This window comes from Mucilaginibacter sp. KACC 22773 (assembly GCF_028736215.1).
Classification (GTDB): Bacteria; Bacteroidota; Bacteroidia; order Sphingobacteriales; family Sphingobacteriaceae; genus Mucilaginibacter.
On sequence record NZ_CP117883.1, the window covers coordinates 6,487,424 to 6,511,587 of the forward strand.

Below are 24,164 nucleotides of genomic sequence, written 5' to 3' on the forward strand. Positions count from 1 at the left end.
TTAGATTTTTTCTTCCCGCCTACTCTTTGATTGGATTTTCGGCATGCTCCATAACTTTTTACAGCCCTGCTGTTTGAACCGCTGTTTTGTTATGTCAAAGGTTTCACTAAAAAAAGCCCCTATCAACGTTGCTACTACTGTTTTAGGCCCTATGATTGTACGCGATTGAAAACGTACTACTACAGTTTTTGCTGCGTAGAAATACGCGGCAGAATTCATAGTATTTAAATACCGGATAGTTTAACAAATGCAAAAAGCGCCTTCTCCTACGGAAAAGACGCTCTCTTTATCTGTAACAAATATTTATTGGTATAAATAGGTATCTGTTAAATGCTGCATTGCCTCCTGAAAAAGGCTGTAAGCAGTTGCCTCATCATTATTGTTTATGGAAGTAATTGACGTTTGGATATACTTGTCATAAATCTCTTTAAATATAACGGCCTTGTTTTGTTCTTTATCAATGGCTTCAAGCAGAGATGCAGAAATTGTATAATATTTTTCAATCTCGGCACCGTTGAATTTTTCCTGCAAAATTTTATCCCTGAAACCTCTGAGTACATTCAACTGGTTATCGGCTTCTTTGCCGGCAAAGTTGGTTGCAATACGTGTAAGGGCGCAGGGCTCTGAGCTGGTGGAAGCGGGGCAGCCGGTTGAGCCAGGACAAGGAGCTGACATTTCAATATACATATTCATTCCGTCCGATGGCTGGATAATAAGTTTGTAAGGGAGGTCTTCACCCTTTAAGTAGCCAAAGTGATATATAAAAGTGCTGCAATCTGTAGTGTTCAAAAATTCATTTAAACGCACTTGCCCCATGAATGAACCGCGGTTTATTTTGGTATAATGAGCGGTTGGCTCTAATTTCTTGAAATTCATAACATGGTTAAATAACACCTGCCATGTCCTCTCAAGCGAGATTCGCTCGCCGGTATTGGTCATGAAACCATTTTTATTAATAATGGAATTGGGTAAGCTGTTTGTAACTGTGCGATTAGCTGGAATTAACACCAGTATCCTCGACGATGGATCATTTGCATCTTCAAGGCCATTCATGAATTTAATGCCGGATACGTTGTCTTCTTTTAAAACCGCTTCTACAGCTAAGCGGCTAAGGCTTACCGAGCGAATTTCCGATGGGAATTTTTTTTGAAAATCTTCAGTTAGTTCTTTGTAAAAGCTTTCGGTAATAAATTCACCTACAGTGGTAGGGTCAAGCACGGTACTCAACATTTCTGTTTTCATTTTAATTGGTTTATGGTTTTTAATTTGATTAATTACTTATGGATGTATATTAATACAAATGCAATGTAATATATAATTATTATAATACCTCATTTCGCACCGATTAATAATTGTTAATATTTGTTAAAACCAAATTCCAGGCTGTTATTTCAATTTTATGATAATCCCCAAATATCATCCTGCGTACTACTACAGTTTTTGCTGCGTAGAAATACGTAATATACTCCCGGTGTAAAAAACAAAAAAGTTTGTTGTATGCTGTAAATGAACCATTTACAAAAACACGTCAAATAATGAGACAACTGCCAAAACCCGTGGCCCTGTTGAAATAACAACTTATTAATCTTAGTTTTAGCCAAACTAATTCCTAACCCTCTATACTAAATCAATCATGGAAACCAAACCAACAAGAGACTCTAACCCAATTACCGGCGACGAAGGCGCCCCCATCGATCTTGAACTTGCAGCTAAATGGACCGCTAATCACCGTCATCGCCATCCCAATGAAGTGGTATCACAATTTTTCGGGCAAAAAATATTGAATACCATACTACAACAAGATGGATGCTTAGGCATTCGCATTTATTACGCTAACAAGCAACACCTTACAGGCTGGCAAAAATTTTGGATTTCAGTTGGAAACTTCTTCATCAGAGTTGTTGCTAATGCCGAAGGTGAAAAACGATTTGTGATAACAGGCGTGCAAACTGATGGACAAGATCAGTTACCAAGTGATGTAAAAAAAGAAGTAGCGGCTGTATCTACAGAAATAAAGACATTTAAATTGTCAGCTACTTCTACAAGCAGCAATATAGTTGGAAATCAATCTATGCCTTGCCCCGGTTCTGCAGGGTGCCCTCAAAATATATTGTCAGGCGAATAACTATACAAAGGTGAATTACACATTACAAATCCTTTCAGTGATATCCGGTGTAATTCCGGCGCTAGCCGCGTTATTTAATTATAAACAAATAGACGTTGTTTTAAAAGTATTCGTCCTTTACTTGCTTATATCTTTTTGTTTTGACATAGGGTTTTGGCTCGCGCAGCAAAATGGCACCAGGAACGACATGCCTGGTGTTCATGCATACATAGCTGTTAGCTTAGCCTTATTTACTGGTATTTATTATTTGCTTTTTATTAAAATTGCATTAAAGAAAGCAATAATTGCATTATCGGCTATCACTTCAGGCTTAATAATTTATGACGCTTTTAAGATTTGGGTTTTCCCATCTATTTCAAACACTGCACTCAGTATCTTTCTTATCATATGTTCATTAATATATTTTTATCAATTGCTTAGCAGACAGGAGTTCATATACATTGAGAAGCAAGGGCTTTTTTGGATAAATGCCGGAGTACTTTTTTATTCGGCTGTAAACATTTTTTTCTTCATGATTATCGGCCAGCTACCTAAAGCAATGCAATCTAACGTATTTATGATACATAGTTCAACCAACATAATTGCCAACATATTATTTACAATAGGACTACTTTGCCAGCCCCAGAAAACAACCTGATCCCGGTATTAATTATCGGCACATTAGTGGTGGTTGTATTAATCACCTGCTTATTTTTTTTCGTGATTATTTACCAGCGTAAGATGATCAAAAACCAGGTTGAATTGCGGGCCTTGCATGACGCGCGCCAAAGCGACCTGATGGCTGCCGTTTTTGAAACCCAGGAAAGCGAACGTAAACGCCTGGCCGAAGATTTACACGATAGTGTAGGCCAGGTGTTATCGGCTATAAAGCTTAACCTGCACCGGCTGGATAAAAACTGCACCACCGATGCCACCCAGCCGCTCCTGGCCGATACCCGCAGGCTTACCGACGAATGCATCCAGGAAATACGCAATATTATCCACAACGTTTTACCGCCGGTACTTACCGATTATGGGCTACTGGTTGCTGTTGAGGCATTGGCAAACAAGGTTGAGCAAACTACCCATATTAAAGTAAAGTTCAGCAAAAACATGCCCGATCAGCGATTTCCGCAGGAGATTGAACTTACGCTTTACCGCATAGCGCAAGAGCTTTTTGGAAACGCCATTAAGCACTCGGATGCTTCGGTTATCCATCTTTCTATCAACAAAGAAAGCAATTTTATGGTGATGGAATTTAAAGACAACGGCATTGGTTTTAACCTTGCCGAAGTTAAGAGGGGCTTTGGTATTAAAAACCTTGAGAGCCGGGTACAGCTTATAAACGGTGATATAAATATTTATAGCAAGCCATTAAGTGGTAGTCTTACCACTATTAAATTAAAAATAGTTTAGTTTTGTATCTTTAATCTATCTTTAGCCAACTATTTGTTATTCAATGGGTACAATTAAATTAGGTATAGTAGATGATCATAAAATTTTCAGGAATGGTTTAAAAGCCACCCTTGAAGATTGCGAAAATTTCGACTTGATACTTGAAGCATCAAACGGTAAAGAACTGATGGGTTTATTAACAACCCAAACGCCTGATGTGCTTTTAATGGACATTAAAATGCCCGAAATGGATGGTATCCAAACGGCAGCCCTGGTGCATCAGCAGCATAAAACTATCAAGATACTGGCACTATCGATGTTTAACGAAGACAAGTATATTGTTGATATGATGAAAGCAGGCGCATCGGGCTACCTGCTAAAAAACGCCGAACCGGAAGAAATTATTGAAGCAGTATCTACTGTGCATAATAAGGGTTTTTATTTTAACGAGCACCTGTCAATCACCCTTATTAAGCAACTGGTAGGTAATGACCATTCCGAAAGCATCGCGCCTAACAAAGCCGATTTAAACGAGCGCGAAATTGAAGTACTGAAGCTGGTTTGCCAGGAATACTCAAATCAGGAAATAGCCGATAAAATTTTCCTGAGCGTACGCACCGTTGAAGGGTACCGGGCACGTTTATTTGAAAAAACGGGGTCAAAAAACCTTGTGGGCCTGGTAATATATGCAATAAAACGCGGTATAATTAATGTAACCTGAGTTTATTATGCAGATAACTTTTTGGCGCTGCCTGCAAGGTTCCGCATAAATCTTTTGCGGTAATTAAGTGGGCTTAAATTCATTTTGGCCTTAAACATTTTATAAAAATGGGATACATCGCCAAAACCGCTTTCATAGGATATTTCTGAAATAGGCTTATCGGTTTGCACCAACTGCTGTATAGCGTAATTAAGCCGGTATTCAATTATAGTTTCCATAAATGTTTTGCGGGTTACTTTTTTAAAGTATTTGCAAAAAGCATTGGTGGTCATGTTGGCAATACTTGCTGCGGCATCCAACGACACCTGTTTCCTGAAATTTTCTACCAGGTAAGCAAATACGGGGTTAATGCGCTCCTGCTCGGCTGTCGAACGCTCGGCTATAACGCGGTGCTGATCAAGCAAAATATATTCGTCAGATGAAGCCAGGCGCTGCAATATCTCCAACAAGCCTATCAATACCCTAAAATTGCTCTTTTCTTCAACCAGGCTTTGCAGCATCTGCTTTACCTCCTGCTGCGTTTCTGAATGGAATGATACACCGCAACCGCTTTTTTGAAACAGCTTTTTAATGTGCAATAATTCAAACTTGTTAAAAAAGTCGTCGCCCAAAAACGCATCATTAAACTGAATTACAATGGCGCTTGCCTCCTCGGGCGAAACATTGGCAATATCCAGTTTCCAGCAGTGGGGCAAATTTGGGCCAAGCAACACCAGATCGTCTGATACAAAATCTTCCATATGGCTGCCCACATACCGTTTACCACTCCCTTTTAAAATACATGTCAGTTCATATTCGGGGTGAAAATGGTAAGGCGCGTCAAACGCCAGCTTATCAAATTTTTTGACAAGGAACGATTGACTAACAGAGGGCTGAAGAACTTCGTATGAGGCTTTTATCATTGCATATTTTAACGTATGATTTATTAAAAAGTTAGGTTATGGATAAAATAATCCACAATTACACCATTCATTTCATTTTTTGTCAGCTAAAGTTAAACTTACTTTGAATATAAACTAAAAAAAATATGAATGCAAAGGTTTCTGAGCTGTCAGCGCTGGATGATTTTATCAAATTACCGGAAGAAAACATTCTGGAGTTCCGCAAAAAGGGGCATACCTTAATTCAAAATATACTTTCAAAAGAAGAAACTATAGTTTACCGCCCGGTGATTGTAGATGCTGTTGAAAGGTACAATACCGAAAAACGCAAACTGCAAGACAGAGATACTTACGGCAAGGCATTTTTACAGATCATGAACTTATGGCAGGTGGATGCCAATGTAAAACGCTTTGTTTTTGCCAAACGAATGGCCAAAATTGCTGCCGACCTGATGGGAGTTGAAAATGTACGTCTATATCATGACCAGGCCTTGTTTAAAGAAGCCGGAGGAGGCCCCACCCCATGGCACCAGGACCAATATTACTGGCCGATAGATACCAATAATACAGTAACCATGTGGATGCCTCTGGTTGATATTAACGTAGATATGGGCATGCTTACTTTTGCCTCAAACTCCTATACCAATGGCGCGGTATTTAATCATGAAATATCCGACGAGTCAGAGTCGGCATTTGACGATTATGTAAAAAAGAAAGGCTTCCCGATAAGCAGGGCGCAAACCATGAAAGCAGGCGATGCCACCTGGCACCGGGGTTTTACTATTCACAATGCGCCGGGCAACAACTCCGATAAAATGCGCGAGGTAATGACCGTCATATATATAGCCGATGGCGCACGCATCACGCCCTACAAAAACGACTGGCAAAAAAATGATCATCACAAATGGCTGATGGGCAAACCTATTGGCGGGCTGATAGATTCTGAACTGAACCCTAAGCTGTTGTAATAAGCAAAAAGCTGTTTTATTTGCAAAAACAGCTTTTTGTTTATAGTGTATTATTATGAAGCAACTTTTAACAGCGCTTATCGATCTTGCTTACATAATAAATCTGCTATTGTTATGGAGTGGCCACTGTCCACTGCTGGCACGTCGATCCGTTATAATCAAATAGCGCAAGCTGAACTCCATCGGCCGTTGATGCATTTGGCACCTCAACAACGCGGTTGCCATTCAAAGGAGTAAATACTAAGTTGCCATTACCGGCCCTTGACAAATCAAACTTCTGGCAATTATTATTGAGATAAGCATACAGGTCCAGCGGGGCCCCGTTTGCCGCATTGCAATTAACAACATCTGCAGCTAAACCGCCTTGCGCGCATGTTATTTTAAAAACACCATTTCCAAGAGCGGTAAAATCCCATTGCTGGCATAAAAGCCCATTGCTTGTATTTTGTGCTATAGCTTGTTGCGAAGCCCCTGTACATCCCCAGTCGTCCCAAACTTTACCACTGTTGCTATTTATAATTTTATAGCGCCCGGCAGCAATCCAATCCTGGGTAATAAAAGGCCAGCCACCCGACCAACCCATATTACCAACTGCCAATGTAGGCGTACCACTGTTATTGCCGTCATAATAATGATAGGTAAGAAAATTGAACCCGTTTTCGGTATAATAGCCCACCTGACCGGGGCCGATATATTTACCTGATGAACTTAATACTGTAGTACCGCCGCCGCTGAGCAAATTAACGCCGTTTTTATCAACATAGGTACCATTGGGACTGGTTGACCGGCCCATTTGGACATAATAGGTGCTACTGGTACCGTTACAGCAAATACCCTTATTGTAAAACAGGTAATAATAACTGCCATTCCTGATTACGTATGATGCTTCATTTTCGCTGCTACTGCTGCCGGCTATGTTTTTAACCGTGCTGTTAAGTCTTTTACCTGTTGAGGGATTTATCTGGGCTATCCAGATCCCCGTTAAGTGCGAACCAAAAGTCATCCAGTAGTTACCGCTGGCATCAGCGAAGACCGAAGGATCGATAGAACCGTATACAGTATTATTATCTGAATAAACAACCATACCCTGGTCTGTCCATGTAGTTAAATCGGTACTGGTTGCTACGCCTATTGCGCAAGGCCTTGCACCCATCGAAACAGAGTAATACATATAATACTTGCCACCCATGTAAATACATTCCGGCGCCCAAAAATTGCCTCCAAAGTTAGAAACGTATGTGTTTATCCAACTGGGCCAGGTACCTGAAGCGAAAACGGTTGAAGCCGTTGTCCATTTTATTAAATCGGTTGAGGTAAGGTGATATATTTGATTTCCCGTACCCCAGATATGATAAACCCCGTTGCGCTTAATTATGGTAGATGGATCGTGAATGCCGGTAGCACCGGCTAATGCATTAATGGTTTTGGCCTTACTAACCAGCGGCACTTCTGTTTGCGTAGTGTTATTAAGCTTTTCGGTTTTTTTGCAGCTTATTATTATTCCCGCTGCGAGAATTATGCAAAGCGCGGCCAGTGAAAAATATCTTTTCATAAAAAATTTAGAATAAATGGTAATTGCCTACTCTTTTAGATTTTCGGCTTCGTCTTTAATTGGTAGTATCAATAAAACCCTGCAGGAGATTATTAGTGTTTATTTAACAATTATAATTAAATAAACGTCAAAATAAAACAAATTGAAAAAATATTTCCTATCGGAATTAGTGTAAATAATACACTTGAAAAGCAAAATATATTGCTGATAGACAGCAATAAACAAAAATCAACATTAATATAATACTATTTTACCAATAAAACCTGATATACACAAGAAAAATTAAGGGAGGCAAGACGATTAATAATTGTATTAATTACAACTATAGATGCTTAAGTGAAAGCGTTGGGCTTCGGCAAGCTCCAACTCAAATCTATAGCTGTATGCATTGCTAAAAAGTTAGCTGTTTTTGTACCGCATTACAATCTCCGAAACCGGTTTTACAGGTTTAAATACAAAAAAAGGTTGCCGGTTTAAAACCAACAACCAACACGGTTTATAAAATATATACCTTTAAAAGCAAGGCATTTACCAAAGCCTATGCCGCAACCCAAACAGCATCAACAAACCATTTTTTACCATCAAAAAACTGGGTTACCGGCGCAAATCCGGCATTTATGGCAATCTGATCAGTTTGCATAATGGTGAATTTTTGAGAAATCTCCATATAGATGTATTCATCTTTTTGAAAAGAGATTGTTTCTTTACCACCGATGGTTACCAGTTGATCTTCCAGGCTAATAAGGTAGCTTTTGCATGCACCGGTTTCCGGATCGTAGGTTGGATAATGATCAAATTTGGCAACATCAAAATTGCCCTCTAATTCGCGGTTAATACGCTCCAGCAGGTTAAGGTTAAATCTTTTGGTGATGCCCTCTTTATCGTTATAGGCCGCCAGTACAACTTTAGGATCTTTTTTAAGGTCCATCCCAATCAGCACCATATCGCCTTCAGAAAGGTGGTTGCGTAATTCCCTGCAAAACTCAATAGCTTCGGGCACGGGCATATTGCCAATGTTCGACCCTAAAAAAAGCACTACTTTTCGTCTTGGTGATATAGATGCTGCCTTTTTAAGCATATCAAAATACTCGCCGTTAAGTCCTTTTATATTTAAGCCGGGCAACGTAACAGGTAAGGTAATATTGAGGTATGAGATTACATTATCCGATATATCAATAGGCAGGTAAGTAAACTCGGCCTTTTTATCCAGCAAGTCTTTCAGCAGGTAGGTTGATTTCATCGCATCCCCGGCGCCCAGTTCTATCAGGTCAAAAGCATCACCATCGGCAATAAGGGCGCTGGTAATCTCGTCTGTTTTTTCCGAAAATATTTCCAGTTCGCAATTAGTTGGATAATATTCCTCGCAGTTCATCAGTTCCTGAAAAAGTTTATCGCCATTGGCATCGTAAAAATACTTTGAGTTTAAACGCTTCGGGGTTCCGTGCAAGCCGGCTATAACATCATTATAAAACGAGTTTGTTTTTGCGTTTGATACTGCCGTTAAATTTGTTTGTACAAAGGTTGAGTCCATATCGTGCTGTTTTGTGCAGTTACCTTGCAAGCCTGATGCCGGTAAACTGCCAACGTAAATGTGTTTGAAAAAAATTGCGGTAAGTTATCCTGCTGTGGCCCGGCGATGTTGCTTCTGATGCGCCGCGCAATACTTTTTGGTTTACCATAAACTTGCCGTTATACTCGCCAATTGCACCCGGTGCTTTTGCAAACCCGGGATAAGGAAGGTACGAACTTTCTGTCCACTCCCAGCTTTTACCCCAGCTGAATTTTGTTGCAGCTGCCTCCCACTCAAATTCAGTAGGCAACCGTAGTCCTTTCCACGAGGCGTAAGCATAGGCCTCAAAATAGCTGATATGGCAAACCGGATCCTTTAAACCAAGCGGTTGTAAGCCATGGTAAGTATAATTGTGCCATTCGCCATCAATTAAATGCCAATAAAGCGGAGCCTCAACCTTATGAGTATTCACCCAATCCCAACCCTCGGCATGCCAGTGGCGAAAATCGTGATATCCCCCACTACCAATAAACTCCAGGTATTCGGTATTGGTTACCAGGTTGGGGCTTATCTCATATGAATTTAAGTAAACTTTATGCCGGTTAAGTTCGTTATCGAAACAAAAACCTTCACCACTATAGCCTATCTCATAAACGCCTTCATTCATTTTAACGAAATCGGCGCTTTCAGCCGTTGAGATTTTTGGCGATACATAACTATCGTCATAAGCCGGGAACAATGGGTTATGCCCTAAAATGTATTTAATATCTGTTAATAAAAGTTCCTGGTGCTGTTCCTCGTGGTTAAAACCGAGAATGAGCAATTCCCTCACTTCTGCGGATGGTTCCTGGCACAGAAATTTGGCCATGGCCTCATCCACATAGGCCCGGTACTGGTAAATATCGGCAACTGTAGGGCGGCTTAAATTGCCTCTGTCGGTACGGATAACGCGGTTGCCTACCGTTTCATAATAGCTATTGAAAACGTAATTATAGTTGAGATTAAATTCCTGGTAGCCCATGAAATACGGCTTCAGGATAAAGGTTTCAAAAAACCAGGTAACATGCCCGATATGCCACTTGGGCGGACTAACATCAACCACAGGCTGCACCACGTAATCTTCGGTTTGCAGCGGGCTGCAAATCTGCTCCGTTCGCAGCCTAACTTTTTTATAACAATCAGCTAAATCCATCTAATTAATTACTATTCAAATATCGTTTAAGATTTGAAATTGTTTTAATACTTAACTTTTTTGCTTGCTGCTTGCGCATCATCAAAGCGTAGGCATTATTAAACCCAATAGGCTTCAGCCATTTTACCTGGTACCGTTTTTCAAATTCCTGCTGCACATAATCATAAGTGTTATCCTTACTTTTTGATACTTCGGCAACCGTTTTTGGCGACGCCTGCAAAATGGCCAGCAAGCCGGTACCCGTGTATTCTGGATAAAAATCTATCTGGTCATTAGTTAAAGCATCAAAACAAATTTTGGTGCCCCCAAGGCCCGTTTTAGTGGCAACATCATAATTGGTATATCCCTTTATTAACATACTGTAGATGTTGGCCAGGATGTATTGCTCGCCAAATATTTTTGAGCCAATACGAATGATCCCGGCAGTCCCCTCGCGGGATGATTTATACAGTTTATTAGCCTCAAGGAAATCCTTTGCCACCCTTTCGGGGCTTTGGTGAAGATAGTCGGTACGGTAGTTTAATTCCGTCATAATGGAATCATTTATTTTACCCGAAAGCAAGTTTAATGTCTTTTCCAGGTCAGGATATTTTTTCAGTGATTCATCGCGCACAATGGGGGCAGCATAGTAGGGAGGAAAAATATTTTTGTCATCATCTAAAACCACCAGGTCATAAGCCTTTAACCGGCCATCGGTAGAGTAGCCGCTAATTACATCCAATTGTTTTTCAAACGCTGCCTTGTACATCACCGCATCGCTGATGACCACGGTGTGAATTTTTAAGCCGTATTTACTTTGAAGCCCCAGGTTGCCATCCTGCCTGCCCATAAATTCGGGCGTAAAACCGGCAGTGAGTTTACCGCCGTATGCAGATGGTATGAAATATAGCGATGACAAGAGTACCAGCAAAACCGGCAATGCATAAGTACTTTTCTTTATCTTTTTAAAATTCAGCTTCTGCAGCTGCGACAGCAGAAAATCAAATATAATGGCCAGTAAGGCTGCAGGTATGGCGCCCGCCAATATCATATTGGTGTTGTTGAGCGAAATGCCGCCAAAAATAAACTCGCCTAAGCCGCCCGCAGCAATATATGAGGCCAGGGTTGCCACGCCCACATTTATTACAGTAGCCGTGCGGATTCCGGCCAAAATAACGGGCGTAGCCAGAGGCAGCTCTACTTTAAACAAAATCTGCCACTTATTCATTCCCATGGCCACAGCAGCCTCCTTCACAGAAGCGTCTACCCCGGTAATGCCGGTATACGTATTGCGGATGATAGGCAGCAGCGCATAAAGCAACAGGGCTACGATTGCCGGTTTAGCGCCGATGCCCAGCACAGGAATCATGAACCCCAATAATGCGATGCTTGGAATGGTTTGCAATATCCCTGCTATGCCCAGTACAGGGCCGGATAACTTTACTTTACGGGTAATAAAAATACCCAATGGCAAACCAATAATCACAGCAATAAAAAGCGAGATAAAAGTTAGGCCAATGTGCTGCAGCGTTTGCGCAGCAAGCTTATCGGCCTGCTGGCTCATAAACTCAAATAAGGTTTGCTGATGCTCATTCATGCCCCTGCTTGTTTTTATACTGATAAAAGGCTGCCATCAACTGCTCGAAGCCTACATGTTTGTGCTCGCCGCTGTCGTTACTTATGCTTATGGTTTCGTGATCACTAAACTTAAACCCCTCGAGCGCCGACCACACATCAATATCGGCGGCCAATGGCGTAGCTCCGACCTTTTTGTGCGACTTGGGCAGCAAATCCCAAATGTTGCTTAAGTGCACAGCCCTGAACTCCAGTTGCAAGCGTTGTTCTTTCAGAAAATTTTCCACAAATTCATTGGCCGGGTTAAACAATAGTTCGGCAGGTGTACCCGATTGAACTATTTTGCCTTTATCCATCAGGCAAATTCTGTCGCCAAGTTCAAAAGCCTCCTGCACATCGTGGGTAACCATAATGATGGTTTTACGCTTCAATTCATCAAGGGCCTTAAACTCCTTATGAATGTTCGACCGGGTAACATTGTCCAGCGCGCCAAAGGGCTCATCCATCAGCAAAACCGGGGGGTCAGACACCAGGGCCCGGGCCAAACCTACGCGCTGTTGCTGGCCACCACTCAATTCATTTGGGTAAACATGCAGATAACGTTTATCCAGGTGTAGTTTCTCCATCAATTCGGCTACCCTGTTTTCCGTTTTCTTTTTATCCCATTTTAGCAGCTGCGGCACTATGGCAATATTTTCGGCCACAGTATAGTGCGGAAACAACCCGTTGTTTTGCAGTACGTAGCCAATACCGCGCCTTAAAACCTCTGGCTGCTGATCAAATATATTTTGATTGTTAATGTAGATATTGCCGCCGGTAGGTTCAATCAACCGGTTAATCATTTTTAGCGTTGTAGTTTTGCCGCAGCCGCTGGTGCCCAGCAAAATCAAATTTTCCCGGGGCTGTACCTCAAAGGAGATGACATCAACGGCTTTAACCTTCCCAAATTGTTTGCTTATGCCGTCAACTTTAATCATGCGGTAAAACTAATCTTCAAGCGCCAGGAACAGGTTATTTAATGATTCGGCATATAATGGGTGAGCAAAAATAAAATAACGAATTGTGTCGTAGGTAATTCCACCCTCCATAGCCATTTGCAGCACAGTCATGATCTCGCCGCCTTCGGGGCCTAAAACCGTTGCCCCTAATATTTTCCTGGTTTTAACATCAACTATGACCTTCATAAAACCACGGGTATCGCCGGTTTCAATGGCACGGGCCACATGTGCCATGGGCAGTTTGGCTACTTTATAATTCAACCGTTGTTTTTTTGCTTCAGCCTCGTCAATCCCTACCCGGCCCAGTTGCGGATCAGTAAACATGCAATAAGGCACCAACCTGTCGGTAATACTCAGGTTTTGCTTTTCAATTAGGTTGCGATAAACTATGGTGTAATCATTATACGAAATGTGTGTGAAAGCGGGCCCGCCTTTTACATCGCCAAGGGCGTAAATACCTTTCACATTTGTTTCCAGTTTGCTGTTTACTTTGATGTTGCCTTTTTCATCTGTTTCTACCCCGGCTTTATCTAACCCCAACGTTTCAGTTTGCGGAGTGCGCCCAACTGCTACCAATACGTGGCTGCACCTTATCTTCTTTTCTTGGCCATTGCTGGTTATAGTAGCGGTTATTTTACCGCCGGTTTTCTGCTTAAATTTTGTAACATGCGCATTGGTGAGTACCTTAATCTTTTCGGCCTCCAGAATCCTTTGCATTTCGGCAGATACGTCCTCGTCCTCGCGCGAAACTATTCTTTCAGATTTCTCCAAAATAGTAACCTTGCTGCCAAACCGGCGAAACATCTGGCCAAACTCCAGGCCGATATAATTACCACCGAGCACCAATAAATGCTCCGGCACATAATCCAAGTCGAGGATGGTTGTTGAAGTAAGATATTTGATTTCGGCCAATCCCTCAATTTCAGGAATAAAAGGCCTGGCGCCCACGTTTAAAAAAATCTGATCGGCCTGGATATTTTGCTTTTTCCCGTTTTTAAGTTTTACCGAAACGGTTTTATCGCCGGTAAATGTTGCCTCGCCAAATACAACATCCAGCCCTTTTATCTTCTCGGCCGCATGCTGCCCTCCTATGCGCGACTGCATTACGATATCGTCCTTTCGCTTTTTTATACGAGGCATGTTCACGGCAAATTTCTTTACCGGTACACCCAAGTCGGCACTTTTGCCCGCCATATAAGCTGCCTTTGCCGATGCCACCCAGGTTTTGGTTGGAGTACAGCCATCATTAACACAGGTGCCGCCATAAAAACGTTTTTCAATAATCACAGTTTTCATTCCGGCCAGTGCCAGCTTTTTGGCAAGCGGCCCCCCCGCCTGGCCAGCACCTATAACAATGGCATCAAATTTTTTCATCCTTATGGAGTTACTTTAACACCTTTCCAGAACGCTACATAGTTGGTAATGTTTGCTGCAGCATCTTTTGGCTGTGGATAATACCATGCGGCATCCTGGTTTTTTTGCCCATTAACGTTCAGTGTATAATAAGATGCCAGCCCTTTCCATGGGCAGGTAGTATGCGTACCGGTAGTTTCCAGGTATTCGCTTTTTACACTTTCAATAGGAAAGTAATGATTATTTTCGACAACAATAGTATCATCGCTTTCGGCAATGACCTCCCCGTTCCAGATGGCTTTCATAATATGAGTAGATTTTACCATAAAGATAGCCTTAACCTGTGCAAATTTACAATGCGGTTGGCTTATTTTGTTTGTTAATTAAATATATAACATTCATAATCAGCACCAAATAAAAAAAGTTTAAAATTTATTTTTAATTTATCAATTAAGCTATATCTTTGCATTCCCAAAATAAGGGAAACAAAAATAAAAAAAGGCCCGTTCGTCTAGGGGTTAGGACGTAAGATTTTCATTCTTGAAACAGGGGTTCGATTCCCCTACGGGCTACTTGAGGGGAAAGGTTATCAAAAGATAACTTTTCCCCTTTCTTTTTGCCCGATAATTCGCTATTAATCAACAATAATTTGGATCAAGCAAAATAATTGTGGGGGAGTAAAAAAAGTATTTGTTTTGGGGATAGGAATAACAAATACGAATACCCTTGACAGCAGCATACGAAACCCTTGTCCGTTTAATCTTACCTGAAGGTCTTTTAGAATATTTTGAACTTATGGATGTTCGCTCATCTGAGAGCGGGCAATTGAACATTTACCTGGAAGAAAAGAACCTTGCTCCATCAGGTTATGAGAAGCCACAACTGGAATCCAGGGGCTTCTTACCGGAAACGGCCATACAGGATTTTCCTATTCATGGCCATAAAGTAGCGCTTTGTATCAAAAGACGCAGATGGGAAGTAAAAGCAAGTGGTGAGATCATTACAAGAGACTGGGATTTAGTAAGGAAGGGAGCGCGGATGACTACAGAATTCGGCACTTTTTTAAAAGGTATATTTGGATAATCATCCTATTAGCAGCCATTTGTTAGGCAAGTTATATGAGGTGGACGGCAAGCAGCTCGGTCAGCAATATAAAGATCACCTGAGTGATTTTCACAGCTGGGGTCAGAAATGGCATGCAGAGGAGTGGATGCTGTTTGCAGATAATATAGGCCCTTACCTGAGTATAGATGAAACCGCCTTAAGCAACGGAGAACTGTATACCATTGTTACCAATAAAGAAGCCAAAGGTGGTAAAAAGGCTATCGTAGCGATGATAAAAGGCACACAGGCCGAACAGATTATGGCTGTACTGGAGCGAGTACCTGTCCGTAAAAGGAATAAAGTTAAGGAAGTGACGATGGATATGGCTGCTAACATGATCAAGGCTATCCGCAGGTGCTTTTCTAATGCTGTGCGTGTTGTTGACCGGTTCCATGTACAAAAGCTGGCCTATGATGCTGCACAGGAAGCAAGGATCAAATATCGCTGGGAAGCATTAGAGCAAGAGAACAAAGCAATAGAGGACGCTAAAAAAAACAAGCAAAGCTATCAGCCTGAAGTATTTAGCAACGGGGATACTTTAAAACAATTACTGGCCAGAAGCAGGTATCTGCTATTTAAACACCCATCTAAGTGGACTGTATCACAGAAAGAAAGAGCTGATCTGTTGTTTCCAAGGTATCCCTTGCTGCTCAAAGCCTACAACCTGTCAGTCCGGCTGGGGCAGATTTTCACTATCTGTAAAGACAAGCAGCAGGCGTTTAAAAGACTGGCAATCTGGTATAATGATGTAGAAGATGCAGGAATTGAATCTTTTAAAACCGTTGCAAGATCTGTCAAATCGCATTATGAATCTATCCTAAACTTCTTCGATAACAGAAGTACCAACGCCTCGGCAGAATCTTTCAATGCTAAGCTCAAAGCTTTTAGAGCATCTTTAAGAGGTGTAAGAGATACTTCTTTCTTCTTATTCAGACTTGCTAAATATATGCCTGACTTTTTTATCCCCCAACTTTTCGGATTGATCCTTAATGATTCGGGATTTCTTCAAATAGCGTCGTTGTTTGTTGTAATAGTCGAAAAAAATATCGAAACGTTAATCTTAGTTGTATCTGTTCGATTTCTTCTCAAGGTGAACAATGTGGAACCATCGGCCACTTCAATAGACCGATGAACTGAAATTCTCGAATCGTTTTTATAAGAATTGAAAAATTAAGCTGTTACCGCTAAGAATATTTTCAAAAGGTTCAGAATAGATTAGGAGAAGAAGAATTCAAATAACACACTGATATGCACATCGCCTGTAGCAACCAGCGGCAGGCGATGTGCATACTGCTGTGCCAGCCGGTTGGCGGGTGATAAGCGATCCCGCATGGACTGGCACAACAATACAGTTATTTCATTGAATGAAAAGCGACGCGGTTCCCTTCCGTATCGGTGAAACGCGCGGTAAAGCCATTTGGGCCGATAGAAGTTTTAGGTAGAGTGATAATTCCACCGGCAGCTTCCACCCTGGCTAAGGGAACAGCCAGGTCCTCGCCACCATTCAGATAGATGAGAGCGCCTTGCTGCGAGGGTTCGTAGCCCTCTTCCTCCAACAAGCCGCCGCCGATCTCGCCTTTTTGCATGTCGGCAGGGAACATCGCGTATTTCATACCATCGAAAGGTAGGATCATTTGGATATCTAACACCTGTTCATAAAAAGCTTTTGCCCTTTCGAAATTTTTAGCTGGTATTTCGAACCAGTTGATCGCGTGTGCCATAAGTTAAAGTGTTTTGTTGTGTGTTATAAAGTTAAGTAAATGGATTTAATGACTAAATCCCAGCCCTTAGAACAGCGTTCATAGACTTCTTTTTCGGGGGTTAGTCCATTCTTTTTGGTTCTTCAGCCAGTCCGGTTTGCCCCCGGTTACCAGCCAAACTGGCTTTTGGCCGGGGATAAATTCTACCACCTTATGTTTGGCATAATTCGTACCAGGGTGACAAATGATAAATTCATCACTTAAGGTGCTACTACTGCCTTCAAAATCTTTGGTCCTCCAATTAGCCACCAGGGTTAGCTTCAAAAAGCTTCATTCGCTGAGCCGGTGATCAATACATGGGTCTGATACGAGCTCATCTTTGTTTAAAGTCGCCTTTGCCGGTCTCAAAATAAGATGCTAAGCTGCGGGGGATCCAATGAGTCCAGCCGGGTACGCAATCTTTGAAACAGGCAATACCTGCCACCAGGCCCAGGTGGGTAAAGGTTAGGGTGTGGCCGTCGATCTCAAAGATCATATCATGACCTTTCCATTCGTGTTTATCTTCATACCAGGGCATATAACAATCATCGACATGCCAAATTACTTTATTGCCGGTTAGTTCGGTAACGGTATAGTTGAACCAGGCTTCGGGGCCCATTTTGATGATGAACTGATCGCCCCTTTTCTCGGCGCGGCCTTCAAAGCCGACGCCCCACCAGTTAGCGACCTCGCTGATCTTTTTCAATGCGGCTTCGGGACTAATCGAAATGGCGATCTGAGTGCTGAAGCTATTGCTGATGAAGTTCCGGTAAACATCCATGATCCCGCGCCAGCCCTCATTAATACCGCCGACTGCTCCGCCCAGGCGCTGCACATCAAAGTGGGTCAGTTTAACACGGGTTTGTTTGTCGCCTTCGGGAATAAATTCCACACGTACTTCGGTATGCAATTCCGGGTCAAATTGCAGGTTGGCATCTGTCTGCCAATCCAGCGCGAGAAGTGCATAAGGGTCATAGATCAGGACTTTGCCTAATTCGCTTTCGCGGCCGTCACTGTTAAAGCCGAACCAGCGCCCGCCGGTTTGGGGTTCCAGGCCGACTTTGACCATGGTACAGTCTTCGGTATGGCCAGAGGCGGGCCACCAGAGGCCTATTTGGTTGACGAATACTTCGAAGGCGGTCTGCTGCGCAGCCGCTACGGTGATCTCTTTTTTAATGGTGTTTAATTCGATGGTTTCCATATCAGGTAAACATAAAGGGTTAATATTCCGGCCAGCAGCGTGAACACCGCGGCTAAAAGAAAGAAATAAATGAGTTCAATAACACCCATAAAAAACAGGAACAAGCCGATCTGCAAAATGAATTTGCGGCTGGGCTCCAGCCAAAGCATGACCGTCAGCAATAACAGGACACCGATCATGATGAAGCCATAGCCGTCAAAGAAGTTGCCGAGGCTTGTGGAGCGGCCCATAAAATCAAAGTGCTCGGTTTGCATGCCGGTGATGACCGTGGCGACGCGTGTATTAGGGGCTTGTTTCCAGGTTAATGCACCGATGGTATGGCCGGCGGTGTGCAGCAGCATCAGGCCGCTGGCTACTCGCAGTGGTATTTTAGGCTTCATGTTCTGCTGTGTTTTTATAAAGTTGAAGGATCATACCCCAGCCGCCGTCCATGCTTTCCACAACCTTGCCGTTGCCCAGCTTGTGCAGGTCTTTATGTTCAAAACGGATGCGCGTGGTCGAGGTGCTTTCAGGAATGAACTCGATCGCGACTTCGGTGACCAGATCAGGGGCGCACTTAAAGTCGGCGTTGATCTGCCAGGCCAGCACGAACAGGTCATAAGGCTGGTAAATCAGCACATGTCCGCAATTGGCTTCGCTGCCATCGGCATGTTTTGAATACCAACGGCCACCCGCATGCGTTTCTACAACCATTTCGGTCATGTCGGCACTGCCGATATGATGGCTGCGTGGCCACCACAGGTCCATTTTTTGGGTAAACACATCGAAAGCGGTCTTCTGAGAGGCGACGACGGTGAATTCTTTTTTGATGGATAATAATTTGGCAGCTTCCATTATTTTTCTTTTTCGGTTTGTTCTGCCAATGCTTTAAAGTTAGCCAATGCTTCGTCCCAGAACTGGTCTAAATAGTTTCTCATGGCGATAATGCCTTCCCGGTTCAGTTCATAAATATTGTTATTGCCCACGGTCCGAAGATTGATCAGCTTGGCTTCCTTCAGCACCTTCAGGTGCTGGGAAACTGCCGGACGGCTCACGCTCATCCCTTCGGCGATATGTACGACCGACAAAGGGCCCTGTTGTAATTTTTCGAAGATGGACCGCCGGGTCGGATCGCCTAAGGCGTTAAAAGCTAAGTTACTGTTCATAATTAAATATGTAAGCCATTGCTTACCGTAAGTACAAACTTACTAATTATTTTTATACTTGCAAATTTTTTTCCTGCTGATCAAGACCGGCCAAACCGGTAATTTTTTTCTTAAATCAATTGGAAAAATCAAGTGATTTTGTTTAACTTTGAATAACAAAGAACTTTTAATAATTATAAAACACATAAAATGAAGGTCTCCAGAACAAAATTCATTGTCATCTTCCTGGTGTCGGCGTTTGCCTTCCAGGTCATCACTAATTTACTGCTGGGACCCGTAAACGGAGAGTGGTTTCCGGGAACTGGCTCACCAATAGCCTGGAAGCGTACCGTAGCCGCCATCATCTATCCTCTCAAAATTGTTTTGGTAGGACCCCTGGCACCCATATTTAACGATCCGGATCCGGCACCTCCGATCAGGGTGCTGGCCTGTGCTTTATACTGGACGGTCATCGCATTGGTTCTTCATTTTCTCCTCAGTAAAATGATCCCGCGTAAAAAACATGAATAGATTTGAAGAAATATACTATGAGGCAAAATCTGGCAAATGGTTCAGGCGTTTTGCTGTTTTTGCCTCATAGTGCTCAGTTTAAGCCGTATTCCGGCAGGCCTGGTGAAGATCATGATCATTGCTGGTACTTTTACCCTATACAAGACTGTGCCGGGCAACTCGGAAGCGGAGTACCGGAATCAATGCACTTAATTGATCAGTTCGATCCTTTAAAACTCTCCTTATACAAGTAATCCTGCTGAGGATTTTTTCAAACCGTTTTAAGAAAAATTGAAGAACATATCTGTCTGAGCTGGTTTGATGTGAAATTTCATTTCAGTCACCAGGTTTTGATAAGCAATGAGGGCTAAGTTTTTTTGCATAGAATTTCGCCGCAGGGACAACTTTTTTATTTCGACAGGAAATGGCATCAAGGACATGTTCGAATAAATAATGGAAAAATCTGTCATAACCTAAAATTCATGCTGTATTATTGACAAAAGTTGACTTTTATTGCCGAATAGTGTGATGATGTCCTTTTCTGAAGGTATAGTTTTGAGCCAATAATTTATAAGCCATTTTTAAAAATTGAAGAAACATTTTAATGTTAACCCCAAGTATCATCAATGAAACGTGAGGGTATCAGCCTGTCGATGTTCCATGCAAACGATTTTTATGCAATGCATCGGCCGGAACATCAATGCATTTTCGACAATCCATTATTTACCAAAATTGATTTAAGTTAAAGTATCTACCATGAATATTAAACGCAGTGCATTATTGTTGGCGGCGGGCTTTGTAATTCTGTTAGGATTAAGATTACAAGGCCAGTCTGCAACCTCAGGCAAGATCGATGTTATAACCGAAAATGATACCGCACGAAGTGTCGCGCCATTCTTTACCCCGGCTACCGCATCAAAAAAAAACCCGAATGCCGAAGGATTTATTCAGCGCTGGTCACTATTAGAACCCATTAACAAATCAATACGCAGTAATCTTGTTTTTACCGTTAACTATCTGAAAACGCAATTTGAAACCGATTATTTCTCAAACCAGTTTACGGTTATTCCCCGGAATGGAGAAAAAGTAAAAGTTGGCGAACAGGAATTATTATGGCATGCATTGGAAAGCCCCAATTTCAACATCAAATTATTCCGTCTGGCCTATGGGTTAAGGAAACAGACCTATGCTGTATTATTTTGGGCAGTAACTATAGTAAACAGCCCGAGGGAGATAAAAAATGTAAGATTGGCGGTGGGCTCAAACGGAGGATCAATGTGGTGGCTAAATGGCAAAGAAGCAGTAATACTTGATGGGGACAGGCGCATGGTAATGGATGATTGCGTTTCGCCCCGGCTGACGCTAAACAAGGGAAAAAACATCATACGCGGAGCAGTGATCAATGGGCCCGGACTCAGTGATTTTTGTGTTCGGCTGCTGGATGAAAAGGGAGCGCCGATAAAAGATGTATCTATCACGCTGCAATAAATTAACTGATCATCGCATTTAACACCGGATTTGTAAAGCAATTGAGTTATTATGAAATTAATAGTAAAGGTATTAAGTACTATATCCCTGTTCTCATTATTATTAGCCCCACAGGCCAATGCACAAGTTGGCAAACCATTTATACATGACCCTTCCACCATTGCAGAATGCGATGGAAAGTACTACACATTCGGAACGTTTGGAGGCGGGTTAATATCCGAAGATGGCTGGACATGGAATGGAGGCGGAGTAAGACCCGGCGGCGGGGCCGCTCCTGATGTATTAAAAATTGGTGACCGCTACCTTATTGTTTATGGTGCCACCGGCGGTGGCCTGGCAGGCGGTCATAACGGAACAATACTGACCATGTGGAATAAGTCGCTTGATCCAAAATCACCAGATTTTAAATATTCAGAACCTGTAAAAGTTGCTTCGTCTGATGGTATTGAAGATTGTGATGCTATTGATCCGGGGCTTCTTCTTGACCCAACCGATGGACGGTTATGGTTATCCTACGGCACCTATTTTGGATACATACGCCTTGTGGAGCTTGATCCTAAAACGGGTAAGCGTGTTGAAGGTAATAAAGCATTAAATATAGCTATTGATTGCGAGGCCACAGATTTGTTATACAGGGAAGGGTGGTACTATTTGCTTGGAACACACGGCACATGCTGCGATGGCCCAAACTCAACTTATAATATTGTTGTTGGCCGATCCAGGAAAGTAACAGGGCCATATATTGATAATATGGGAAGGGATATGTTAAAAGGAGGTGGCAAAATGGTAGTGGCAGCCGGCGACAGGCTGATTGGACCAGGACATTTTGGACGTATTATAGTTGGCGATGGCGTTGAAAAAATGTCTTGCCATTACGAGGCAGATCTGGATCAAAGTGGCCGTAGCGTATTAGGCATTCGCCCACTACTATGGAAAAATGGATGGCCGGTGGCAGGTGATAACTTTAAAGAAGGAACTTATGAGATTGAGTCTGAGCGAAGGGGCTATGCCTTAGAATTGGGCGTTGATTTTACAAGAATGCCTGGTGGGATGCGATTTAACCGGAATAATGATGAACCGGTGAAACCGGTACCATCACAGGAGTTAGCAGATGTAGTTAAAGGCTGGCCAGCCGGAAACATTGGTGTGCGGATAAGTGATTATATGTTTCGCCCACATCAAAAATGGGCAATTTCGCCGATCGCCGGCGCAGGAGGATACCTGGGCGGACCATATTATAAAATAGTAATTGCCGGAACAGATCGCGCATTAGCAGCAACAGCCGAAGCTGAGCTTGTGACAGTACCAACGTTTACCGGTGCGCCGGAACAATTATGGCGAATTGATCAGCTGACTGATGGAACTTATCGGATTATGCCAAAAGTGGTTCCAAATTCGAAAGAGCAATTGGCTTTAGTTTCATCTGGCGACAGCACGCCTACACTCGCCAAATTTGATATGAATAGTGATAATTCCAAGTGGAATTTCAGGACTCACTAACTTATTTAAATGCGCTCCGGAAATGCAGCTATCCTGAAACTTAAATTATAAAGATATGAATTTTAAATGTTCAATTATTTTATTAACAGCCTGCATGGCCGGTAGCCTTTGTAAAGCACAAACCGGCACAGGCGAGATCAAAGAAGATTTTCGGTCTTCAAGCCTTAACCAGCCTGGCCAGGAATATCCCCAGGTTAATTCGCAAGGTTATGCACGTTTTCGTATAAAAGCAACAAAGTCCGACAGCATACGGGTTACCTTAGGCCTGGGCGGAAGAGGCGGGACTAAACTGGTGAAAGATACCGACGGATATTTTTCGGGCACAACGGAAGGGCCAATGGATGAGGGTTTCCATTACTACCACTTAATAGTTGACGGAGGCATTTTTAACGACCCGGGCACATTAAATTATTACGGTTCCACCCGTTGGGAAAGCGGTATAGAAATACCTGCTCATGACCAGAACTTTTATGCCTTAAAGGATGTACCCCACGGTAATGTGCAGCAAATACTTTTTCCTTCAAAAAGTACAAATACGCAGCGAAGGGCCTTCGTTTATACGCCTCCGGGTTATGACAAGGAAAAATCGAAGAAATACCCCGTGCTGTATTTACAACATGGCTGGGGCGAAGACGAGACCGCATGGAGCAACCAGGGGCATGCCAATCTGATCATGGATAACCTGATTGCTGAAGGCAAAATAAAACCCTTCATCATCGTGATGACCTACGGCATGACCAATGATATTAAAATAAGCGCAGGCGGTTTGAGGAATTTTAAGATTGATGCTTTTGAAACTGTGTTAACAGATGAATTAGTGCCTTATGTAGATGCCAATTTTCGCACGGTTACAGATAGGGCACACCGCGCTATGGCAGGGTTATCAATGGGCGGCATGGAAACGCATTTAATAACACTTGCCAAGCCCGATGAATTTGCCTATTACGGTCTTTTAAGCGGCGGGATTTATACGCCCGCTGAGTTAAAAGATAAACCTAAGGCTAAACTTATTTTTATAAGTTGCGGCAGCAAGGAAAATCCTGGTGGCGTAAATAACGCTGCGGCTGCATTAAAAGAAGCAGGCTACAACGCCGTGTCTTTTATTTCAGAGAATACTGCCCATGAGTTTCTAACCTGGCGCCGCAGCCTGAAAGAACTTGCGCCGCTGTTGTTTAAAGACTAAGCTGCCTTGTTGTGTTAATATATTAAGTGCGCTTAATTGTGAATAAAGCAATTAAGCGTGTTTTTTTGCTATTTATGCATATTACAC

At 42.5% G+C, this 24,164-nt stretch carries 25 protein-coding genes and 1 tRNA gene; 12 read left to right on the forward strand and 14 right to left on the reverse strand.

Translation table 11 applies throughout. From position 1 onward, the window contains the following. Positions 1-303: 303 nt before the first annotated feature. Entirely contained in the window at positions 304-1,242 is a 939-nt protein-coding gene (locus PQ469_RS26930; RefSeq protein ID WP_274210437.1) for a hypothetical protein, read from the reverse strand. A gap of 391 nt (positions 1,243-1,633) precedes the next feature. Here PQ469_RS26930 and PQ469_RS26935 point away from each other — a divergent pair, with 391 nt between their 5' ends. From PQ469_RS26935 to PQ469_RS26950, 4 genes are read left to right on the forward strand one after another with little or no spacing between them, the layout of a single operon-like run. Further along, positions 1,634-2,125: a hypothetical protein gene (locus PQ469_RS26935; protein ID WP_274210438.1), complete on the forward strand. Its 492-nt coding sequence runs from the start codon at positions 1,634-1,636 to the stop codon at positions 2,123-2,125. 10 nt (positions 2,126-2,135) lie between these two features. Then, positions 2,136-2,762 carry a hypothetical protein gene (locus PQ469_RS26940; protein ID WP_274210439.1) on the forward strand — a complete coding sequence of 209 codons (627 nt, stop codon included), beginning with the start codon at positions 2,136-2,138 and terminating at the stop codon, positions 2,760-2,762. Further along, positions 2,738-3,520, forward strand: a complete 783-nt coding sequence (locus tag PQ469_RS26945; RefSeq protein WP_090640192.1) for a sensor histidine kinase — start codon at positions 2,738-2,740, stop codon at positions 3,518-3,520. The genes PQ469_RS26940 and PQ469_RS26945 overlap by 25 nt, the downstream gene beginning before the upstream one ends. A gap of 43 nt (positions 3,521-3,563) precedes the next feature. Then, positions 3,564-4,220 carry a response regulator transcription factor gene (locus tag PQ469_RS26950; RefSeq protein ID WP_090640188.1) on the forward strand — a complete coding sequence of 219 codons (657 nt, stop codon included), beginning with the start codon at positions 3,564-3,566 and terminating at the stop codon, positions 4,218-4,220. Between the two features lie 5 nt (positions 4,221-4,225). On the opposite strand, the gene PQ469_RS26955 is transcribed toward PQ469_RS26950, so the two are convergent. Next, a complete protein-coding gene (locus PQ469_RS26955) occupies positions 4,226-5,122 on the reverse strand; it encodes an AraC family transcriptional regulator (RefSeq protein ID WP_274210440.1) in 897 nt (298 codons plus the stop codon). A 125-nt stretch (positions 5,123-5,247) separates the two neighbouring features. On the opposite strand from PQ469_RS26955, the gene PQ469_RS26960 reads away from it, so the two are divergent. After that, positions 5,248-6,069 carry a phytanoyl-CoA dioxygenase family protein gene (locus PQ469_RS26960; protein ID WP_274210441.1) on the forward strand — a complete coding sequence of 274 codons (822 nt, stop codon included), beginning with the start codon at positions 5,248-5,250 and terminating at the stop codon, positions 6,067-6,069. A gap of 112 nt (positions 6,070-6,181) precedes the next feature. Here PQ469_RS26960 and PQ469_RS26965 read toward each other — a convergent pair whose 3' ends face one another. From PQ469_RS26965 to PQ469_RS26995, 7 genes are all read right to left on the reverse strand, one after another. Then, entirely contained in the window at positions 6,182-7,621 is a 1,440-nt protein-coding gene (locus tag PQ469_RS26965) for a family 43 glycosylhydrolase (protein WP_274210442.1), read from the reverse strand. A 538-nt stretch (positions 7,622-8,159) separates the two neighbouring features. After that, complete coding sequence (locus tag PQ469_RS26970; RefSeq protein ID WP_274210443.1) at positions 8,160-9,152, reverse strand: L-histidine N(alpha)-methyltransferase; 993 nt, start codon at positions 9,150-9,152, stop codon at positions 8,160-8,162. A 19-nt stretch (positions 9,153-9,171) separates the two neighbouring features. After that, on the reverse strand, positions 9,172-10,323 hold the full coding sequence (gene egtB / locus PQ469_RS26975; protein ID WP_274210444.1) for an ergothioneine biosynthesis protein EgtB: 1,152 nt from the start codon (positions 10,321-10,323) through the stop codon (positions 9,172-9,174). 4 nt (positions 10,324-10,327) lie between these two features. Then, positions 10,328-11,899, reverse strand: a complete 1,572-nt coding sequence (locus tag PQ469_RS26980; RefSeq protein ID WP_274210445.1) for an ABC transporter permease/substrate-binding protein — start codon at positions 11,897-11,899, stop codon at positions 10,328-10,330. Further along, positions 11,892-12,854 (reverse strand): ABC transporter ATP-binding protein, encoded by a 963-nt coding sequence (locus PQ469_RS26985; protein WP_274210446.1) that lies wholly within the window; start codon positions 12,852-12,854, stop codon positions 11,892-11,894. Before PQ469_RS26985 ends, PQ469_RS26980 begins: the two co-directional genes overlap by 8 nt. 9 nt (positions 12,855-12,863) lie before the next feature. Next, positions 12,864-14,249 (reverse strand): mercuric reductase, encoded by a 1,386-nt coding sequence (locus PQ469_RS26990; RefSeq protein WP_274210447.1) that lies wholly within the window; start codon positions 14,247-14,249, stop codon positions 12,864-12,866. Positions 14,250-14,251: 2 nt separating this feature from the next. Further along, positions 14,252-14,554 carry a DUF427 domain-containing protein gene (locus tag PQ469_RS26995; RefSeq protein ID WP_274210448.1) on the reverse strand — a complete coding sequence of 101 codons (303 nt, stop codon included), beginning with the start codon at positions 14,552-14,554 and terminating at the stop codon, positions 14,252-14,254. Positions 14,555-14,728: 174 nt separating this feature from the next. Between PQ469_RS26995 and PQ469_RS27000 the strand changes: the two genes are divergently transcribed. The 3 genes from PQ469_RS27000 (at position 14,729) to PQ469_RS27010 (ending at position 16,464) form a co-directional block, all read left to right on the forward strand. Further along, positions 14,729-14,800: transfer RNA gene (locus tag PQ469_RS27000), tRNA-Glu, on the forward strand. Between the two features lie 223 nt (positions 14,801-15,023). Continuing rightward, entirely contained in the window at positions 15,024-15,311 is a 288-nt protein-coding gene (locus PQ469_RS27005; RefSeq protein WP_274210449.1) for an ISAon1 family transposase N-terminal region protein, read from the forward strand. Beyond that, positions 15,304-16,464 (forward strand): ISAon1 family transposase, encoded by a 1,161-nt coding sequence (locus PQ469_RS27010; RefSeq protein ID WP_274210450.1) that lies wholly within the window; start codon positions 15,304-15,306, stop codon positions 16,462-16,464. Before PQ469_RS27005 ends, PQ469_RS27010 begins: the two co-directional genes overlap by 8 nt. Before the next feature lie 220 nt (positions 16,465-16,684). On the opposite strand, the gene PQ469_RS27015 is transcribed toward PQ469_RS27010, so the two are convergent. From PQ469_RS27015 to PQ469_RS27035, 5 genes are all read right to left on the reverse strand, one after another. Next, a complete protein-coding gene (locus PQ469_RS27015) occupies positions 16,685-17,053 on the reverse strand; it encodes a VOC family protein (RefSeq protein WP_274210451.1) in 369 nt (122 codons plus the stop codon). Between the two features lie 352 nt (positions 17,054-17,405). After that, on the reverse strand, positions 17,406-18,272 hold the full coding sequence (locus PQ469_RS27020; RefSeq protein ID WP_274210452.1) for an SRPBCC domain-containing protein: 867 nt from the start codon (positions 18,270-18,272) through the stop codon (positions 17,406-17,408). Continuing rightward, positions 18,254-18,652: an LIC_13387 family protein gene (locus PQ469_RS27025; RefSeq protein WP_274210453.1), complete on the reverse strand. Its 399-nt coding sequence runs from the start codon at positions 18,650-18,652 to the stop codon at positions 18,254-18,256. Before PQ469_RS27025 ends, PQ469_RS27020 begins: the two co-directional genes overlap by 19 nt. Continuing rightward, positions 18,642-19,106, reverse strand: coding sequence for an SRPBCC family protein (locus PQ469_RS27030; RefSeq protein ID WP_274210454.1), 465 nt, complete (start codon positions 19,104-19,106; stop codon positions 18,642-18,644). Before PQ469_RS27030 ends, PQ469_RS27025 begins: the two co-directional genes overlap by 11 nt. Then, positions 19,106-19,417 (reverse strand): ArsR/SmtB family transcription factor, encoded by a 312-nt coding sequence (locus tag PQ469_RS27035; protein WP_274210455.1) that lies wholly within the window; start codon positions 19,415-19,417, stop codon positions 19,106-19,108. Before PQ469_RS27035 ends, PQ469_RS27030 begins: the two co-directional genes overlap by 1 nt. Before the next feature lie 189 nt (positions 19,418-19,606). On the opposite strand from PQ469_RS27035, the gene PQ469_RS27040 reads away from it, so the two are divergent. The 4 genes from PQ469_RS27040 to PQ469_RS27055 all read left to right on the forward strand — a co-directional run bounded on the left by PQ469_RS27040 (position 19,607) and on the right by PQ469_RS27055 (position 24,077). Then, on the forward strand, positions 19,607-19,927 hold the full coding sequence (locus PQ469_RS27040) for a hypothetical protein (RefSeq protein ID WP_274210456.1): 321 nt from the start codon (positions 19,607-19,609) through the stop codon (positions 19,925-19,927). Positions 19,928-20,662: 735 nt separating this feature from the next. Further along, the gene (locus PQ469_RS27045; RefSeq protein ID WP_274210457.1) at positions 20,663-21,394 is read left to right on the forward strand and encodes a hypothetical protein; all 732 of its coding nucleotides are present in this window, start codon (positions 20,663-20,665) and stop codon (positions 21,392-21,394) included. Between the two features lie 51 nt (positions 21,395-21,445). After that, on the forward strand, positions 21,446-22,894 hold the full coding sequence (locus tag PQ469_RS27050) for a family 43 glycosylhydrolase (RefSeq protein ID WP_274210458.1): 1,449 nt from the start codon (positions 21,446-21,448) through the stop codon (positions 22,892-22,894). A gap of 55 nt (positions 22,895-22,949) precedes the next feature. Further along, positions 22,950-24,077 (forward strand): alpha/beta hydrolase-fold protein, encoded by a 1,128-nt coding sequence (locus PQ469_RS27055; RefSeq protein ID WP_274210459.1) that lies wholly within the window; start codon positions 22,950-22,952, stop codon positions 24,075-24,077. Positions 24,078-24,164: the final 87 nt, after the last annotated feature.

Bases quoted from the DNA above. Each gene is read 5' to 3' on its own strand.
- PQ469_RS26930 (WP_274210437.1), bottom strand. From the start codon at position 1,242: ATGAAAACAGAAATGTTGAGTACCGTGCTTGACCCTACCACTGTAGGT.
- PQ469_RS26935 (WP_274210438.1), top strand. From the start codon at position 1,634: ATGGAAACCAAACCAACAAGAGACTCTAACCCAATTACCGGCGACGAA.
- PQ469_RS26950 (WP_090640188.1), top strand. From the start codon at position 3,564: ATGGGTACAATTAAATTAGGTATAGTAGATGATCATAAAATTTTCAGG.
- PQ469_RS26955 (WP_274210440.1), bottom strand. From the start codon at position 5,122: ATGATAAAAGCCTCATACGAAGTTCTTCAGCCCTCTGTTAGTCAATCG.
- PQ469_RS26960 (WP_274210441.1), top strand. From the start codon at position 5,248: ATGAATGCAAAGGTTTCTGAGCTGTCAGCGCTGGATGATTTTATCAAA.
- PQ469_RS26965 (WP_274210442.1), bottom strand. From the start codon at position 7,621: ATGAAAAGATATTTTTCACTGGCCGCGCTTTGCATAATTCTCGCAGCG.
- PQ469_RS26970 (WP_274210443.1), bottom strand. From the start codon at position 9,152: ATGGACTCAACCTTTGTACAAACAAATTTAACGGCAGTATCAAACGCA.
- egtB (WP_274210444.1), bottom strand. From the start codon at position 10,323: ATGGATTTAGCTGATTGTTATAAAAAAGTTAGGCTGCGAACGGAGCAG.
- PQ469_RS26980 (WP_274210445.1), bottom strand. From the start codon at position 11,899: ATGAATGAGCATCAGCAAACCTTATTTGAGTTTATGAGCCAGCAGGCC.
- PQ469_RS26985 (WP_274210446.1), bottom strand. From the start codon at position 12,854: ATGATTAAAGTTGACGGCATAAGCAAACAATTTGGGAAGGTTAAAGCC.
- PQ469_RS26990 (WP_274210447.1), bottom strand. From the start codon at position 14,249: ATGAAAAAATTTGATGCCATTGTTATAGGTGCTGGCCAGGCGGGGGGG.
- PQ469_RS26995 (WP_274210448.1), bottom strand. From the start codon at position 14,554: ATGGTAAAATCTACTCATATTATGAAAGCCATCTGGAACGGGGAGGTC.
- PQ469_RS27005 (WP_274210449.1), top strand. From the start codon at position 15,024: ATGGATGTTCGCTCATCTGAGAGCGGGCAATTGAACATTTACCTGGAA.
- PQ469_RS27015 (WP_274210451.1), bottom strand. From the start codon at position 17,053: ATGGCACACGCGATCAACTGGTTCGAAATACCAGCTAAAAATTTCGAA.
- PQ469_RS27020 (WP_274210452.1), bottom strand. From the start codon at position 18,272: ATGGAAACCATCGAATTAAACACCATTAAAAAAGAGATCACCGTAGCG.
- PQ469_RS27025 (WP_274210453.1), bottom strand. From the start codon at position 18,652: ATGAAGCCTAAAATACCACTGCGAGTAGCCAGCGGCCTGATGCTGCTG.
- PQ469_RS27030 (WP_274210454.1), bottom strand. From the start codon at position 19,106: ATGGAAGCTGCCAAATTATTATCCATCAAAAAAGAATTCACCGTCGTC.
- PQ469_RS27035 (WP_274210455.1), bottom strand. From the start codon at position 19,417: ATGAACAGTAACTTAGCTTTTAACGCCTTAGGCGATCCGACCCGGCGG.
- PQ469_RS27040 (WP_274210456.1), top strand. From the start codon at position 19,607: ATGAAGGTCTCCAGAACAAAATTCATTGTCATCTTCCTGGTGTCGGCG.
- PQ469_RS27045 (WP_274210457.1), top strand. From the start codon at position 20,663: ATGAATATTAAACGCAGTGCATTATTGTTGGCGGCGGGCTTTGTAATT.
- PQ469_RS27050 (WP_274210458.1), top strand. From the start codon at position 21,446: ATGAAATTAATAGTAAAGGTATTAAGTACTATATCCCTGTTCTCATTA.
- PQ469_RS27055 (WP_274210459.1), top strand. From the start codon at position 22,950: ATGAATTTTAAATGTTCAATTATTTTATTAACAGCCTGCATGGCCGGT.